At 51.1% G+C, this 14,844-nt stretch carries 14 protein-coding genes; 4 read left to right on the forward strand and 10 right to left on the reverse strand.

What is annotated here, in order from left to right:
• Nucleotides 1-49: 49 nt before the first annotated feature.
• From ruvB to dusB, 7 genes are all read right to left on the reverse strand, one after another.
• Nucleotides 50-1,120 carry a Holliday junction branch migration DNA helicase RuvB gene (gene ruvB, locus AC07OI_RS10715; RefSeq protein WP_495257198.1) on the reverse strand — a complete coding sequence of 357 codons (1,071 nt, stop codon included), beginning with the start codon at nt 1,118-1,120 and terminating at the stop codon, nt 50-52.
• 3 nt (nt 1,121-1,123) lie between these two features.
• Nucleotides 1,124-1,705, reverse strand: coding sequence for a Holliday junction branch migration protein RuvA (gene ruvA / locus AC07OI_RS10720; protein ID WP_422950682.1), 582 nt, complete (start codon nt 1,703-1,705; stop codon nt 1,124-1,126).
• Between the two features lie 131 nt (nt 1,706-1,836).
• Nucleotides 1,837-2,379: a crossover junction endodeoxyribonuclease RuvC gene (gene ruvC, locus AC07OI_RS10725; protein WP_423008970.1), complete on the reverse strand. Its 543-nt coding sequence runs from the start codon at nt 2,377-2,379 to the stop codon at nt 1,837-1,839.
• Between the two features lie 487 nt (nt 2,380-2,866).
• Complete coding sequence (locus tag AC07OI_RS10730) at nt 2,867-3,148, reverse strand: GIY-YIG nuclease family protein (protein WP_495257199.1); 282 nt, start codon at nt 3,146-3,148, stop codon at nt 2,867-2,869.
• 93 nt (nt 3,149-3,241) lie between these two features.
• Nucleotides 3,242-4,807 carry a bifunctional phosphoribosylaminoimidazolecarboxamide formyltransferase/IMP cyclohydrolase gene (purH, locus tag AC07OI_RS10735; RefSeq protein WP_110258222.1) on the reverse strand — a complete coding sequence of 522 codons (1,566 nt, stop codon included), beginning with the start codon at nt 4,805-4,807 and terminating at the stop codon, nt 3,242-3,244.
• Between the two features lie 47 nt (nt 4,808-4,854).
• Entirely contained in the window at nt 4,855-5,088 is a 234-nt protein-coding gene (locus tag AC07OI_RS10740; protein ID WP_110258221.1) for a helix-turn-helix domain-containing protein, read from the reverse strand.
• Nucleotides 5,089-5,181: 93 nt separating this feature from the next.
• The gene (gene dusB / locus AC07OI_RS10745) at nt 5,182-6,192 is read right to left on the reverse strand and encodes a tRNA dihydrouridine synthase DusB (protein ID WP_495257200.1); all 1,011 of its coding nucleotides are present in this window, start codon (nt 6,190-6,192) and stop codon (nt 5,182-5,184) included.
• A 483-nt stretch (nt 6,193-6,675) separates the two neighbouring features.
• Between dusB and AC07OI_RS10750 the strand changes: the two genes are divergently transcribed.
• Nucleotides 6,676-8,004 carry an NAD(P)/FAD-dependent oxidoreductase gene (locus tag AC07OI_RS10750; protein ID WP_495257201.1) on the forward strand — a complete coding sequence of 443 codons (1,329 nt, stop codon included), beginning with the start codon at nt 6,676-6,678 and terminating at the stop codon, nt 8,002-8,004.
• A gap of 42 nt (nt 8,005-8,046) precedes the next feature.
• Here the strand turns inward: AC07OI_RS10750 and AC07OI_RS10755 are convergent, their stop codons facing one another.
• A complete protein-coding gene (locus tag AC07OI_RS10755) occupies nt 8,047-9,735 on the reverse strand; it encodes a hypothetical protein (protein ID WP_495257202.1) in 1,689 nt (562 codons plus the stop codon).
• A gap of 283 nt (nt 9,736-10,018) precedes the next feature.
• On the opposite strand from AC07OI_RS10755, the gene AC07OI_RS10760 reads away from it, so the two are divergent.
• Genes AC07OI_RS10760 through AC07OI_RS10770 form a run of 3 tightly spaced genes read left to right on the forward strand, consistent with a single transcriptional unit; the run spans nt 10,019 to nt 12,475 of the window.
• Nucleotides 10,019-10,669 (forward strand): hypothetical protein, encoded by a 651-nt coding sequence (locus AC07OI_RS10760; RefSeq protein WP_495257203.1) that lies wholly within the window; start codon nt 10,019-10,021, stop codon nt 10,667-10,669.
• A 10-nt stretch (nt 10,670-10,679) separates the two neighbouring features.
• On the forward strand, nt 10,680-11,735 hold the full coding sequence (locus AC07OI_RS10765) for a sensor histidine kinase (RefSeq protein ID WP_495257204.1): 1,056 nt from the start codon (nt 10,680-10,682) through the stop codon (nt 11,733-11,735).
• Nucleotides 11,732-12,475 carry a LytR/AlgR family response regulator transcription factor gene (locus AC07OI_RS10770; protein ID WP_495257205.1) on the forward strand — a complete coding sequence of 248 codons (744 nt, stop codon included), beginning with the start codon at nt 11,732-11,734 and terminating at the stop codon, nt 12,473-12,475. Before AC07OI_RS10765 ends, AC07OI_RS10770 begins: the two co-directional genes overlap by 4 nt.
• Before the next feature lie 19 nt (nt 12,476-12,494).
• Here AC07OI_RS10770 and AC07OI_RS10775 read toward each other — a convergent pair whose 3' ends face one another.
• Together AC07OI_RS10775 and AC07OI_RS10780 are read right to left on the reverse strand one after the other, a co-directional pair.
• Complete coding sequence (locus tag AC07OI_RS10775; RefSeq protein ID WP_495257206.1) at nt 12,495-13,934, reverse strand: phenylacetate--CoA ligase family protein; 1,440 nt, start codon at nt 13,932-13,934, stop codon at nt 12,495-12,497.
• Nucleotides 13,921-14,676: a PEP-CTERM/exosortase system-associated acyltransferase gene (locus tag AC07OI_RS10780; protein WP_495257207.1), complete on the reverse strand. Its 756-nt coding sequence runs from the start codon at nt 14,674-14,676 to the stop codon at nt 13,921-13,923. The genes AC07OI_RS10775 and AC07OI_RS10780 overlap by 14 nt, the downstream gene beginning before the upstream one ends.
• Nucleotides 14,677-14,844: the final 168 nt, after the last annotated feature.

Genomic DNA, 14,844 nt, shown 5'->3' on the forward strand with positions numbered 1-14,844 from the left:
GGCATCAAGTTTGGTTAGATTGAGCACAAACCATGGGGAGATCAAGGTATTAAGAACCGCCCCATAAGTCACCGTTGTTGCCCGATCTGGGCATGGTTACGCCAAAATGTTCATAAGCGGACGGGGTTGCTATCCGGCCTCTGGGCGTGCGTTGCAAAAAACCCTGTTGTATCAGATAGGGTTCCAGTACATCTTCTATGGTGTCGCGTTCTTCACCTATGGCTGCAGCGACATTGTCCAGACCTACCGGGCCACCACCAAATTTAAAGAGGATGGCTTCCAGCAGTTTTCTGTCCATCAAATCAAAACCAACGGCATCGACATCCAGCATCTTCAATGCAGCATCAGCAATATCTTTGGTGATTTCACCATTGCCCTTGACCTCGGCATAGTCGCGTACCCGTCGCAACAGGCGATTGGCAATACGTGGTGTGCCACGTGCCCGCTTGGCAATTTCACGCGCACCATCAGCTTGTATCGGTGCGGCCAGCAGTGATGCTGAGCGGGTCACGATCTTGGTCAATTCTTCCGGCGTGTAAAACTCCAGTCGGGCGACGATACCAAAACGGTCGCGCAACGGGTTGGTCAGCATGCCGGCACGGGTAGTCGCTCCGACCAAAGTGAAAGGCTGTAAATCCAGCTTCACCGAACGGGCTGCCGGGCCTTCGCCTATCATGATATCGATCTGGTAGTCTTCAAGCGCCGGGTACAAAATCTCTTCGACTACCGGTGACAGGCGATGTATCTCATCAATGAAGAGCACATCATTGGCTTCCAGGTTAGTCAGCAGGGCTGCCAGGTCACCGGCACGCTCCAGCACCGGGCCAGAAGTCTGGCGCAGGTTGACCCCCATCTCACGCGCAATGATATGTGCCAATGTGGTTTTACCCAGGCCTGGCGGGCCAAACAGCAGGGTATGATCAAGTGCTTCACTACGCTGTCTTGCTGCCGTGATAAAAATCTCCAGCTGGCCACGTATCTTTTCCTGGCCCACATATTCATCAAGCTGCTTGGGGCGCAGGGCGCGCTCTATTGCCTCTTCATTGGGCGAGCTCGGCGTGGCCGAGATAATGCGCGGCTCGCTGAAGTTGGAAGAAAGATTGTCGGTCTGTATCGTCATCGCTTAACCCTTGGACAATGCTTTCAATGCCAGCTTGATGCCGTCAGAAACGCCACTGCCAGCGGGCACGGACTTCATTGCCAGCAAAGCTTCCTTGTCAGAATAACCCAGGGCCTGCAAGGCATTCAGGATGTCGGCGCTATGGTCACCTGCTGCCAGTGCTGCAGTCGCATTACCCAGGTCAGCACCGAGCTTGCCTTTGAGTTCCAGCAGCAGGCGTTCAGCAGTTTTCTTGCCTATCCCAGGCACACGGGTCAGGCGTCCGGCTTCCTGCAGGGTGATGGCCTGTGCCAGGTCGGCTACCGACATGCCAGACAAAATGGATAAGGCAGTACGGGCACCGACACCGCTGATCTTGATCAATTGTTTGAAGGTGCTGCGTTCTTCTGCCGTGCCAAAACCAAACAGTACGTGTGCGTCTTCGCGTATCGCCAGATGCGTCAGCAAGACTACTTTTTCACCCAGATGTGGCAGGTTATAGAAAGTGCTCATGGGTACGTCGACCTCATAGCCTACGCCCTGGCAATCGACCAGCAATTGCGGAGGATTCTTTTCTATCAGAGTACCTGCAATGCGACCTATCATGAGACTGCTTCCGTACTGTATGAATAAGCAGTGATAGTAAACGATTCTGGCGCGTTTGACGAGGCAAATACGGGGAAATTATATGGATATTGCGATATTGCAATGTTGCAATGAAATGAGTTCTGCAGTTGCTAGCCTACCAGGCGTCCGCCCTTGACGCGCAAGCCCTTCTTGGCGAGTCCTGGCGCAATTGCGCCCAGCGTCGCCAGGGTATCACCACTATGCGCATGGCAAATCGCCACGCCCAGCGCATCGGCGGCATCGCTACCAGGCAAGCCGGACAAAGCCAGCAAGCGCTGTACCATGTCCTGTACCTGTTCTTTCTTGGCGCGACCATGGCCAACTACGCCTTGCTTCACTTGCAAGGCCGTATATTCTGCCACTGCCAGATCTGCCGCCACCAGCGCACAAATCGCCGCACCGCGGGCTTGCCCCAGCAACAGGGTGGATTGTGGATTGACGTTGACGAAGACTTTTTCTATGGCCGCACAATCAGGCTGGTAAGTACGTACTATTTCTGAAACGCCTGACAAAATTGTCTTCAAGCGTTCTGGCAAAGTGCCATCGATGGTCTTGATCGTTCCTGAGGCGATATATGTCAGCTTGCTGCCCTGTTTATGAATGACGCCAAAACCGGTGGTGCGCAAGCCGGGGTCTATGCCTAGGATTTTCATGAATTCTTTTGTTGGTATCTATGGGCTGGTGCTGATGTTGCTGAGCGGGTCTTGCTGGGGAGTATAGCGTATCAGTGTGGAATTTTATTTGTGCTTATGCGAGTGGGTGGTCACTTACGACTATTGTTATTTGTGATTAATGTACGTTGCATGCTGTGAGTTGTTAATGCTTTGCGAATTGTATTTGTGGGCGGCGAACGCCGCTGGGCTCCAGCCTGGTCTGGAGCGACGTCAAGGTAATTAAGATTGCATTAGCTTGCTGTCAGCTTGGTTGGAAGTGTGAGCTTCCTAAGCGTATAGAAAAACCTTCTGTCCTCAAAATTCGTCATTCCTGCGCAGGCAGGAATCTAGTGTCGTTCATTGCTTGCTGAGATCATTAATACTTGCGAATGACGTTCGTGATCAACTAACGCCGCTAGGCTCCAGCCTGCGCTGGAGCGACGTCAATTAAGTACGGAGGATTTAACCAGTCACGTGCTTGTTCGGCTCACACAATATCCAAATACAAATCCCGCCAGTAAGGATTGCTTTCTTCAATCAACCTGATCTTCCATTCCCGCTTCCAGGCCTTGATCTGCTTTTCACGCTGAATGGCCGAAAGAATTGAATCGACCTGTTCAAACCAGACCAGTTGATGAACCTTATGCCGGGAAGTAAAACTGTCGACGAAACCGTTCTTATGCTGATAAACACGCACGATCAAATCGCTAGTAACACCAACATAAAGAGTGCCATTTCTGGCACTGGCAAGAATATAGACGTAAGCCATAAGGGTGAGAATGCAGAATGAAAAACGGCTCTGGTTGAACAGAGCCGTTTTAAACAGAATCGCTAATGGATCAATACCGCATCAATATCATTATCAATGACGGAAATGACGTGTACCCGTGTAGACCATCACCACACCACGTTCATCCGCAGCATCAATCACTTCCTGGTCACGCATGGAACCACCCGGGTGGATCACGCAGGTAGCACCTGCATCCACCACCACATCCAGGCCATCGCGGAAGGGGAAGAAAGCGTCAGACGCGACTGCAGAACCAGTCAAAGTCAAACCAGCATTCTGTGCCTTGATCGAAGCGATGCGGGCAGAGTCTATGCGGCTCATCTGGCCTGCGCCTACACCCAGCGTCATGCCGTTGCCGCAGAAGACGATGGCGTTTGATTTCACATACTTGGCCACGCGCCAGGCGAACATCATGTCAGCCATTTGTTGTGGAGTTGGCTGCAATTTTGAGACGACACGCAGCTCTTCCTGCAAGACGTTTTTGGCGTCAGGTGCCTGTACCAGCAAGCCACCACCAACACGTTTCATATCGTATTGATTGAAACCGTCACCCAGAGAAATTTCCAGCAGGCGCACGTTTTGTTTCGCTGCAAAAATCTGTTTCGCTTCGGCAGTGAAAGATGGCGCGATCAATACTTCAACGAATTGCTTGGCGACGATTTCAGCAGCCTTGCCATCAAGTTCGCGATTGAAGGCGATGATGCCGCCAAACGCAGAAGTCGGGTCAGTCTGCAAAGCCTTGCTGTAAGATTCAAACGGTGTCGCACCCAGAGCTACGCCGCAAGGATTGGCATGCTTGACGATGACGCAGGCAGATTCAGCGAAAGACTTCACGCATTCCCATGCAGCATCAGCATCAGCTATATTGTTGTAAGACAGTTCCTTACCTTGCAATTGCTTGTAGTTGGCCAGCGAGCCTTCGAGGGACTTCAGGTCGCGATAGAAGGCCGCTGACTGGTGCGGGTTTTCACCGTAACGCATTTCCTGCACTTTTTCAAAATGCAGGTTCAGGGTTTGCGGATAGGCGCTGCGTGTGGTGTGTGCCTTGTCTTCACCCAGGCTGGTCAGGTAGTTGGTGATGGCACCATCGTATTGTGCTGTATGGGCAAATACTTTTTTCGCCAGCGTGAACTTGGTGTCATAGCTGACGACGTTTTGATTCGCCTTCATCTCTGCCAATACGACAGCATAATCAGCCGGGTCAACAATGACGGTCACGTCTTTATGGTTCTTGGCAGAAGAACGCAACATGGTCGGGCCGCCGATGTCGATATTTTCTATCGCATCTTCGAGTGAGCATTCACCTTTGGCGACAGTTTGCTGGAACGGGTACAGGTTGACCACCACCATGTCTATGGTAGGGATGCCATGCTGTTCTAGTGCTGCCACATGTTCAGGGAAATCACGGCGTGCCAAAATACCGCCATGCACTTTAGGGTGCAGGGTCTTGACACGGCCATCGAGCATCTCAGGGAAGCCGGTGTAGTCAGCTACTTCGGTAACAGGCAGGCCATTGTCAGCCAGCAGTTTGGCTGTGCCACCCGTGGACAAGAGCTTGACACCGAGCGCAGACAATTCACGTGCAAATTCGAGCACACCGGTCTTGTCGGAGACGGAAATGAGGGCTTGTTTGATCATGATTTTTGATTTGAGTAAGGAAATCGGTGTCAAGCCTCGCGGATGGATTAAAGCAAACCGTGCTGCTGCAATTTCTTGCGCAAGGTATTCCGGTTAATGCCCAACATATCGGCGGCTTGTGACTGGTTGCTCGATGCGCGCGTCATGACCATTTCCAGCATAGGTTTTTCAACGGCTAACACGACCATGTCGTAAATATTGGATGCGGGTTGCTCGCCCAGGTCACGGAAATACTTTTCCAGGTTCTTGTGGACGGCGTCTTGAATGCTATCTTTGCTCATGCTGTTTTTATCACTGTTCGGTTATGCCAGGCGGCGGGTAGTCCATGCTTCATGGACGGCAAGACAAATTGGTTTTTGTGAAATTGCTTTGTCTTATGCTGCCAGTTTTTCTTCAAAGGGGCGGTATTGTAACCGCTCCCCAGCCATGTGATCAAAAAAACTGCTGACGGCGGCAAGTTGTTCATCACAATCCGTCAGTAAGTTCATTTGTTGCCGGAAATCTTCACCACCTACCAGGTCTTGCACATACCAGCCTATATGTTTGCGTGCCGTTCGTACGCCAAGGTAGTCACCATAGAAGGCATAGTGCGCTTTCAAATGGGCATCCATGAGTTCACGAACTTCAGAAATCAGTGGCGCAGGCAAGTGTTGTCCGGTAAGGAGGAAATGCTCGATCTCGCGAAAGATCCACGGTCGGCCTTGCGCCGCCCGGCCTATCATGATGGCGTCAGCACCGGTGGCCTCTAATACATATCTGGCTTTTTCCGGTGTCGTGATGTCGCCATTGGCAACTACGGGGATATTGACTGCAGCCTTGACGGCAGCAATGGTGTCATATTCGGCATCACCCTTATAGCCATCGGCACGGGTGCGTCCATGCAGGGTCAGCATTTGTATGCCAGCCGCTTCTGCCATACGGGCAATGTTCAGGGCATTTTTATTGGCCCTGTCCCAGCCGGTACGAAACTTGAGTGTGACAGGCACATCGACTGCGCCAACCACCGCATCCAGTATCTGCCCGACCAGGCTTTCATGCTGCAACAAGGCAGAGCCACACCAGGCATTGCAGACCTTTTTAACCGGGCAACCCATGTTGATATCGATGATTTGTGCACCTTTATCAACATTATGCCGGGCGCAATCGGCCAGCATCTGTGGATCAGCACCGGCAATCTGCACGGCCTTGGGTTCCATTTCGCCTGCATGGTTGGTACGGCGCGTGGATTTTTCTGTTTCCCAGAGTTTGGGATTGGATGCCGCCATTTCAGACACGGCATAGCCCGCACCCAGTTCCTTGCACAACTGACGGAAAGGTCTGTCAGTCACACCAGCCATGGGAGCGACAAAAATATTATTACGCAGCACGTAAGAGCCGATTTGCACGATCAGGGAAGGGGGAAATTCGAAGAAGCGCTATTCTACCTGAATCCTGCCTAAATATTCGGCAAAATCGTTACCACTCGTAAGGAATATTTTTATCTATATCACATGCTCAAGCGATAGTATAAATCTGGCTAAATTGACAGTCTTTTAGACTTGCATTTCTAAATTACTGTAGTAAGTGGGATACCAACCAACACTAGTCAGCATGTGTGTATACTCTGATTGCAATTTGTTATATTGACTCTGGACAAAGTGCATTCCCGTGGCCCCGATACGTAGTGGGCTGTAACAGTGGAAATCGAAGTGCTTGCCATGTGCGCGACGATCATGGCAGCGTTGCAAATACTCGTGATAGCCCCGCTATCACTGCGTTTTGCGCCTTGCCCTGATGCGCCGGGCACATGTCCTTCACTCTCGATTTCACTGTTACAGTCCACTAACTCGTCGCCAGGGGAATACATTTTTTATATTAAGGGAGTCGTCGTGAACACGCAAAACAAGGAGGCAGTACATAGAATTACCATCGTTGGCGGTGGTGCAGGCGGGCTGGAACTGGCAGTTCGTCTGGGCAAGAAATTAGGAAAACGCGGCAAGGCCGTCATTACGCTGGTCGATGCCAGCCGCACCCATTTGTGGAAACCTTTATTGCATCAGGTTGCTGCTGGCACCCTCGATAGCCATGCCGACGAGCGCGAATACTTTGCCCTGGCCAGATCAAATCATTTTGATTTCCGTTTGGGACGCATGGATGGTTTGTCGCGTGACAAGAAAGAAATCTATCTTGCCCCCACTCTGGACGAGAATGGCATAGAGCTGCTGCCACGCCAGGCCATCACTTATGACAGCCTGGTCATCGCTCTGGGCAGCCAGACCAATGACTTTGGTACGCCTGGAGCGCGTGAGAACAGCATCATGCTGGATTCACTGGCGGCGGCAGAACGCTTCCATCAAAAACTCATCAATTGCTGTCTGCGTGCGCAAACCCAGGCCCAGGCTGTGGGCGAAGGGCGCTTTACCGTCACCATCATAGGCGGTGGTGCTACCGGGGTAGAACTGGCGGCAGAATTGCACATGACCACCAAAATTCTGTCCAGTTATGGCTTGCTCAACTTCCATCCAGAAAAAGATTTAAAGATCGTCATCGTCGATGCTGCGCCGCGTCTGCTGCAAATGTTACCTGAGCGTCTGTCAGAATCCGTCGCCCGTGAATTGCGCAGCATTGCCATTGAAGTGCACACCAATGAAAAAGTCGTTGAAGTTTCCAAGGCTGGCGTGCAAATGGCCAGTGGCAAATTCATTCCCAGCGGTATAGTCGTATGGGCAGCTGGTATCAAGGCCCCTGAGTTTTTGAAAGACCTTGACGGGCTGGAGTGCAATCGTATCAACCAACTGGTCGTCAACCGCAATTTGCAAACCACACAGGACCCATCGATTTTTGCCCTGGGTGATTGCTGTGCCTGCCCGCAAGGCGAGGGTTTGCCCAATGTACCGCCGCGCGCCCAGTCTGCACACCAGCAAGCCAGCACGCTGGCCAAGTCGCTGGTACGTCAGTTGCAAGGCAAGTCATTGCTGGAATTTACTTACAAGGACCATGGCTCGTTGGTATCGCTGGGTAATTACAGCACTGTCGGCAGCCTCATGGGTGCCATCGCCAGCGGTTCGGTCTTTATAGAAGGGACATTGGCAAAATGGATGTACTGGTCTTTGCATAAACATCATCAGGTAGCGGTGAATGGCCTGTTCCATACCTGGTTGTCCACCTGGGCAGAGACCATAGACAGGGTGCGTAATCCGCGTATCAAGCTGCATTGAGTTGGTGTGGATTGGCGAATACTCAATCCACACTGAATTCACTTAGCGTCCATTCTTCATCTGCCGCATGAACACGGTACTATCCGGCCTGAAGAATGCAGCATTGATCCTGGCTGCCAGTTTATCAAAAGCACGTTCTGCCATCACCGCGTAAACCTGGCCTTCAGGTGCACGGCGTACTGCATCGCTGCTGGATGTCTTGTACTCGACATTGAAAGAATCCGGTGGTTCTACTTCCAGGTCAAATTTCCAGCGATCTCTGGCACCGGGCACAACGATGGCAGCCTTGAAACGCATGACCAGGCCGACAAAGGCATCATCCTGTTTTTCAGAACTATATACTTTGCCGGAGGGTTCTATCTGATAGGCAATCTGCAATTTGGGAACATTGTCACCGGCAGCCGCATTGGCATTGAAGGCCAGCACATCGTTCGGGAAGATGGAGCTGAACGCACTGCGTATGCCCGTGGTAATCCGCGCCTCCCTGGTGGCCGCGCTATCATCGGCAAAGTACTTGGCTGCCGGTATGATCTTCATGCCGCGCAACTTGTTTTCCCTGAGCTTAAGAAAAGCATCAAGCTGGCTTAACTCACTCGCTGTCGGACGGTCAAAACTGATAGCCACATTGGGGTTGTCATGCTCTTCGGCATGCTTTAGCAATTGCTCCATTGACTTGATCAGACCCATGTCTGAATTGACAGCCTGCCCCCTGAATTTTTGCAGCGCACTGTCATATAGCAAGTGAATTTCTTCAGCTACATCAGGCAAGATATCTGATTGGGGAAAGCGCGTTTTCAGACCACGCAGCATAGAGACAGAATTTTTTTTCTGCACTTCGTTAAACACTATACGTGGCAACTCGGCCTGCATTTCTGCTACTCTGAATTTGCCGTGGGTGATATAACCCTGATAGGCCACTTCAGTTTTCATGTGCTTCGCATTCAGATACATCTTCTTGTCTGCTGCCACATTCCTGCCATACCAGAACAGGGCCGCAATGACGATCGCCAGCATCAGCAAAGGCAGCTTGATTAACTGCAGCAAGTTAAGAACTTGCTTGCTTAGTTTGGAATGATCAAGAGCGTTTTTCCACTTGTTTCTGCGCACATCAAGAAAAGGGTCAAAGCCATACAGGCTGGATATATCACGGTTATGAAAAGCGGCGCGTGCCTTGGTCTGATAGTGATTGAATTTTTCCAATGCAATTTCGGCCTGGTTCAGGTTCGTGATGACCAGGTCCTTGCGGGAACCATCATTAAAGTTGAAGGAGAAAACCGTTTTGTTATAACGGCCATTGCTTTCATGATGGGTGGCGCTGAGCTTGCGCAATTGTGCAAGATCGTGCACGGCAATTTTATTATTACGTATATCAACCAGCGCCAGTGGAAACAGATAGCGACCGGGAGGAAAGCGAAACTTTGCGCTTAATTGCAGGCGTTGCCACATCGCGTGACCCGCATATACGACACCAAAAAACAATATTGCATACCAGGTGATCAAACCCGTGTTACCCCAGGCAATATCTTTCACCGGGTCGCCAAAGTCAGTTGATGCCGCCAGATAGATCAGAAAAGCGCACACTGCCAATATCAATCCATGCAGCAAGTACCAACGCAGATTGGACATGACTTGTGCATGTACCAGGTAATCAGGACTCCTGACCGATCTGGCCAGGTGCTTTTTGACGTTACGGGGTAGTGCATCATAATCGAATTGATAGAAGACTCGCACCAGGACTTTCCTTAAACTTAAAATGGCAGATCAGCCAGAAGGGCGCATATATCCATCACATATACTCACCGCATTTAATCACCGCATTTAATCACTTAAACTGCGCCTTTGGAAATGAAATACAAAGTTGGCAGTATCGTCATTTCCCATGCTATGGTCAAATCACTTGTCTCTTTCTGGTGTTCATGCATAAAAACTATTTTTATCACGCCCATTCATCAGAAATTTCCCGCCATTTATCGGCAATGAAGAGGCGGTAATCGCAAACTGAAGGAAGTCAAACTTGTTCATCCGTATATTGCACATCATCAACAACCCTTATGGAGTAACGATGATGAAACACTGGAAAATCTTAATCGCAGCACCCCTGGTCGCCTTTGCCGTCAACTTTTCTTATGCAGGCGCAGTCAAGACTGGCATCCCAAAAGGCTGGGTAGGAAGTGGGACGATTGCCACCCATTATGAAACTGGCCTGGATGAGTCACAAGGAACAGCTGCACAGCCAGCTTTTTTTATTACCGCAAAAGATGCCGGCAAGAATGATTTTGCTGCCATTACACAAGTAGTGGATGCCAGCGCCTATCGCGGAAAATTGATGAGCTTGACTGCATCAGCCCTGCATATTGGCGATCTTGGTGGTTATGAGTTCTGGATACGTACTACCGATGAAAAAGGCAATGTCTCCATTACCTCTGCTTGGGCACGCAAGAGCGATACCTGGGAAACAGTGCGCGTCAAACTCATGGTGGCAACCACTGCACAAAAACTGGAGCTGGGCGTGGGTATCAGGGAGAAGGGAAAATTGCTGGTGAAAGAATTCAGTTTCACCGAAGCGCAGGCGAGCAAACCTGGCCCTGAGACCAAGCCCATCGCCAACAAAATTACCATGGGGCCAGCAAGCGGCACTATACAAAACCTGAATTTCTCTGAATAGACAAAAATAGATGCACACAGAAATTGCGATACTTCATCAGGAAAAAGAGAGTACCGGTACTGTCACGACATGGCCATTATTACCCATGTTGGCAGTGCTGGGTTTGCTGGCATATGCAGGTTTGAGCGGCGCCCGCTCAGCCTGGCTGGCCGATAGTCTGGCGATCTTGCTGGCCTATACCCTGGCGCAAACAGGCTTATGTCTGTCGCAAAAAACTGAGTGGTTCAAATATGCCAGCCAGCGTTGGGCAATCTTGGTCTTGTCCATGTCGCTGGCATTGTTTGCAGGTCTTAAGGCAGAAGCCGCATTCTGGCCAGCGATGACCACTGCTCATGCCAACTGGTTGTTGCCTGCCGTTATCCTGGCATTTATCTTTGCCACAGTCTTACCCGCAGCCATAGACCTGGAGATCAGGCATCGCACCCAGGCCAGCCTGGCTGCAGAAGCCAGCAAGCACAAAATGGAAAGGCAGATGCTGGAAGCCAGGCTGGCCGCACTGCAGGGTCAGATAGAACCGCATTTTTTGTTTAACACCCTGGCCAATACCCGCGCCCTGATACATCAGGATGCCGCAATGGCTGAGCAGATGCTGAACCATCTCATTGCCTATCTGCGGGCCGCCATGCCCGACATGCGCCAGAGTACCACTACGCTGGGGCAGGAGATGGACAGGGCCGCTGCCTATCTGCAAATCTTCCAGATACGCCTGGGGGCACGTTTCCAGTTTTCTGTGCAAGCCACCGATGAAGCCAGGACTTGCCTGATTCCGCCACTGGCCGTCATGAGCCTGGTGGAAAACGCCATCAAGCATGGCATAGAGCCCCAACCCGGAGAGGTGCATATAGACATCAGCGCCAGTAGCGCAGCAGGTCAATTGCAAATTACTGTCAGCGACAATGGCTGTGGTTTTCAGGATGAACTGGGCAGCGGTGTCGGCTTGTTGAATGTACAGGAAAGACTGTTGGCTTTGTTTGGTGAACAGGCAGAGTTGCAATTGCAACCAGGTGATGCTGGTGGTGTGCGCGCCACCATATCGTTACCAGCCAGAACAGGTGAATTGGCATGAGCATGATCAATCACAAACCCAAAGTACTGATCGCCGAAGATGAAGCAATCCTGCGCCAGGAGCTGCAAAATGCATTGACACAGCTATGGCCGGAACTGGACATCATCGCCAGTGTTGATGACGGTATCAAAGCCGCACAAGCCATAGCGGACCTGAGCCCCGATATCGCTTTTCTGGATGTGCGCATGCCCGGCCTGAGCGGCATAGACGTGGCACGCCTGGCGCGGCATCCATGCCATATCGTCTTCCTGACAGCCCATAATGATTATGCCGTCGATGCTTTCGACCAGGGTGCGGTTGATTACCTGCTCAAGCCTCTCGATATGGGGCGGCTGGCATTGGCTGTGCAAAGACTCAGACAGCGCCTGTCACAACGACCGGCTGACCTGTCTGCCCTGCAAGTCAAAAAGCCGCAAGAACCATTGCGCTGGATACAGGCGTCCATCGGCAACCAGATACGCTTCATCAATGTCGGTGATGTACTCTGCTTTCGCGCAGATTCCAAATACACCAAGGTCATCACCGCCAAACTCGAAGCCTATATCCGCACCACCATCAAAGACCTGGTTGCGCAATTGGATGCGGATAAATTCTGGCAGATATCACGCAGTAATATTGTCAATGTGGCGGCGATAGATGCGGTGCAAAGAAGTGATGGCGGTTTGGCTTTGCGTTTGCAGAAAGAGGATGAATGGCTAACGGTGTCACAAGCCTATCAATATCAGTTCAGACAGATGTGACACCGGATTTAGTGCAAACTCAAATATAAGCAAACTTTCTCTCATAATCGACGCCGCAGTTAAACGGAAATTCTGCATGTTGCCAGAAATGAAAGTGCGCGTTTGCTGATGAATATTCAGCCAGTGCGGCACTCAGGGTGTCGACAGCGCCTGGCGGGATAGCATGGTCTGGTCTTAGTTGCACAGCGACGCGGGCCTGACCATTGAGCAGGGACATGCGGAAATTGCCAGTGATAGCGGCAGCGATGCGCTTGTCGGCATACAGTGCTTCCTTGACTGCTTCGGGATAGAGCCGCCCATCATCGCCAGCCAGGAACTTGCCGCGACCGGATACTGCGATGAAGGGCAGTTTCAGATCAGGCGTCAGACCTATGTCATGTTCGCGCAAGATAGCGACGACTTTTTCATAGTCATACACTGCGCCGCAATCGCCGGAACGATAGCGCAGCAGGGGTATCTTCATTTCTTCACTGAGCATGGAGACTACCAGTTCTTGCTGGTGGTCATCTCTGTCCAGGGTTTCTACATAACAGCGATTCGGATAGTAGATGAAGAACATCGGGCAGCAGCGTGCCTCTTCACCAAACAGGGCGCGGCGTAAGGCCGGGTTGCGGTGGGCCAGGCGGCGTATGCGTATGCTTTCACGGGTTTCATGGAAAAGATTCAAGTCCAGCTCGGCCACGCCCATGGATGAACCTATGAGTTTGCCATTGGGATTATCGAAATCGGTCAGGCCTATGAGTTCCGCAATATAGCTGCGGTAGTTTTCTGCAATGCCTTCTTCGCCGGTGACAATTTGCAATTGTATGGAGGGCCAGTCTATGCCGTGCAGCTCATATCCATCTTCAATAATTTTCTTGATGAAAGAGGCTTCACCAACCAGAATGACTTGCTCAAACTCTGCTGCAAATTTCTTGATGACGGCAAACACCATGTCTTCGCGCACACTGGTTTCAGCCAGGAAGGTGGAATCGGTATGTACCTTGACGCCCATGGGCAGGCAATTGATCAGCAGGGTGGATTTGTCGTCGGTATGAAACAGGTATTGCAAACCGAGATCAGTTGATTTGGCCGAGCGTTGCAGGTTATCTCTGGTATTGACGCCGAAAGAGAACACGCCAGAATGACCCGAGCTGGTCAGCAAACTGCGCACGCCATCCAGGCTGCCATCTATGCACAAATCAGCGATATCGTGCTTGCCAAAGGTATTGTGTTTGTCCAGCACGGGTGCATGTTCACGGAAAGCAGCGATAGATGAAATGGCTGCTATATCGACACCCTGTTCACTTAACATGCGGCGGTAAAAGGGGGCTTTTTCGGCGGCGCGCGCAAATGCCTGCAGCGTTGCCTGCTCGCTTAACTCACGCAGTATTTGTGGTGGTGTTTCACGCAAGAGACGTATGGTTTCCTGACGTTCCAGACGGTCAGCAGGGCTGGCATAAGGTTTAATTGATTTCATAGGTATTCGATGAAGTATTTATTGAAGTATGTGTGGGTGCCGCATAAAGCTTGGGGGAGGCTTGTAATACGCCATACGTAAAGTCTTCAAACATGCCGGGCATTAGCCTGGAAAAATTCTGTTCACATTCGCTGAGGCGTAGCAAGAAAGGCTGGACTTTTCCGTAGTAGTCGACGACCGGGCCTATCGCCCTGAAGGGTAATTGAAAACGGATCAGCATGCGCGCCAGGCTGCCTTCCATGGCAGCCAGAAAATACTGTATGCCCTGCAGTTTTGCTTCGCGATAAATCACCTTGTACAAGCCGATTGCCAGTTCAGATTGCCAGCGTCTTTCATCTGCAGATTGCAGCTTGGATGGTAGCGTGACTTGCGATAAGAAATTGTCGCCTGCACTAATGGCAAGACGATCATGACCGCGCGTTACTGCCAGGCGTGACACTTCTGCAGTGTGCAGTGGTATGGCGATATCGAGATCACACTTTTCTTGCAGAGGGTAATGCCGGTTTCGCGCACCGACCAGGCGCACGGTTCCTGCCATATGTCCATCTTCACCCAGGGCAGCAAAGTGCAGTGCATCATCATCATAAAAGTCTGTTTCCATCCCGCAGGGATAAGCTGCCGCCTGCAAGAAGCCGCGCTCCATGCAATACACCTGATAGCGCAGCCTGTAACTTTCTGCCAGCAGGGTCGGGCAATTGATACGCCCGAAACGAAATTGCGAGCGTTGAAATTCTTCATCCATTTTTGACTCCCGACATTCAGCTAAACAGTAAAGCTGGGGGCTTCACTATATGATTGCTGCCAGGTAATTACTTGTCAAAACAGATAGCTGGTTATTAATTTCAGATCAACGGTTTTTTGAAAAATTGTGTAACAGATAAGCGGTAGGAAAATGCGGACGAGAGGTTTT

Source organism: Undibacterium sp. GW821-FHT07F11 (assembly GCF_059418665.1).